This is a genomic window from Pandoraea sp. NPDC087047 (assembly GCF_044745225.1).
Taxonomy (GTDB): Bacteria; Pseudomonadota; Gammaproteobacteria; order Burkholderiales; family Burkholderiaceae; genus Pandoraea.
In genome coordinates this window covers 1-1,980 of sequence record NZ_JBIUZU010000031.1, presented here as the reverse complement: position 1 = coordinate 1,980, position 1,980 = coordinate 1, and the positions used below count along the sequence as shown (strand labels likewise).

The 1,980-nt window shown below is 66.3% G+C and carries 2 protein-coding genes; both read right to left on the bottom strand.

All coding sequences use genetic code 11. From position 1 onward, the window contains the following. Positions 1-1,568 (bottom strand): condensation domain-containing protein (locus tag ACIPHM_RS24570; protein ID WP_400334303.1); only part of this gene is annotated, 1,568 nt, incomplete at its 3' end. Beyond that, on the bottom strand, positions 1,569-1,980 hold a 412-nt coding region (locus tag ACIPHM_RS24565), incomplete at its 5' end, for a phosphopantetheine-binding protein (protein WP_400334300.1). It lies immediately after the preceding gene.

Genomic DNA, 1,980 nt, shown 5'->3' with positions numbered 1-1,980 from the left:
CGCAAGCGCGCATGCACCTGCACCGCCTCGTGCACCAGCGGCACTTCCGCTGCGCGTTCGTCGTTCGTGCCCCACGCCGAGAGCTGGGTGCGCTCTTCCGACGAGAGCAGCGGCACCTCGCCCAACGGCAGGTCCGCAGCGTCGGCCAGTGCCTGCAGCATGGCCAGATAGTGTCGGCCCAATCGTTCGACGGTGGATGCCTCGAACAGGTCGGCGCTGTAGGTCATGCGCACACCGACGATGCCGGAGGCACGCTCCACCGTATCGAGCATCAGTTCGAAGCGCGAATCGGTTTCGGCCGCGCCCAGGTCCACGCCCGAGACATGGAGCCCCGGCAGATCGTGGCTCGGCTGGTAGTCTTCCTGCTGGTGATTGATCAGCACCTGGAACAACGGATTCGCGCTCAGACCGCGCTCGGGACGCAGCACGTCCAGCAGCGTGTCGAATGGCAGATCCTGATGCGCCTGCGCTTCGAGCACCCCGTCCAGCGCCTGTTGCAGCACCTGCTGCAGCGGCATGTCGGCACCCAGCCGGTTGCTCAGTACCTGCGTGTTGACGAAGAAGCCGACCAGGCCCGCCACCTCGGGGCGCTGCCGGTTGGCGACGAGCGTGCCCACGCGGATATCGGGCTGCCCGGTATAGCGATGCAGGAGCGCCTGCAGTCCACCCAGCAACGCAGCGAACAGCGTGCCGCCCTCCTGCTGCACACGACGGCGCAGCGCAGCCACCAACGGCGCCGGGATATCGAAGGCATGCTTCGCAGCACGATAGCTGGCGGTGGCACGGCGAGCATGATCGGCCGGCAGTTGCAACACGGGATGCTCACTGCCGAGCCGATTCTGCCAATACGCAAGCTGGCGTTGCTGCTCGCCGGCGTCGAGCCAGTGGCGTTGCCACAGTGCGAAGTCCGCATATTGCACTGGCAGGTCGGGCAGCGTCGCAGCCGTGCCCTGCACGCGGGCGCGATATTGCGCGACGAATTCGTTGACGATGATCTGCATCGACCAGCCGTCGGAGACGATGTGGTGCATCGTCACCACCAGCAGATGCTCGTCGTCGGCCAGACGCAGCAATGCCACGCGCAGGAGCGGTCCGCTGCCCAGATCGAACGGCTCGCGAGTCAGACGCAGCGCGAGGTCACGGGCGTGGGCGTCGCGCGCTTGTGCCGGCACGCTGCCAAGATCCATCAGCGGCACCCGCACCGTCACCGCCGGATGAATCACCTGCTCCGCCAGTCCGTTGGCATCGGCACGGAACACCGTGCGCAGGGATTCATGCCGTGCGACCAACGCCTGAAAGCTGGCTTCGAGTGCGCCGACATCGAGATGACCGCGCAGACGCAGCGCCCCCGCGATGTGATAAGCCGCGCTCTGTGGATCGAGCTGCCACAGGAACCATTGCCGTTGTTGCGCCGCCGACAGGACCAGACGTTCCTCGGCCGGCGCGGGCACGATCGGCAGCAGGCCAAAATCCACCCCCTGACGACGCAATACCGCCAGGAATTCCTGCCGCTTGCCGGCAGGAAGTGCCACGAATCGCTCGGCCAGGGCCTGTTTGCGTTGTTCCATTCAATTCTCCAGAGAGGCAAGGAGATCGTCGATCTCGTCCAGACCGGCCGCTTCCTTGGCTGCGCCCTCGGTCAGATGCGCTTGCAGGACGCTGGCCAGACAGCTCAACGTCGCGTTTTCGAAATAGGATTTGAGGGGAAGGCGTCCGCCCAGCGCCTGCTGCACGCTGGCCTGCGTTTGCAGCACGGCCAGCGAATGGCCCCCCAGTGCGAAGAAGTTGTCGTGTCGGCCGACAGCGGAGCGCCCCAGCACTTCAGCCCAGATCGCAGCGAGTGCCGTCTCCACTTCGCCCTGCGGCGGCTCGGATGCCACCTGCGCCGCATCCGGCGCCGGCAACGCCTGCCGGTCCACCTTCCCGTTCGGATTGAGCGGCAGCTTCTCCAGCACCATCAGCGGCGCCGGCACCATGTAC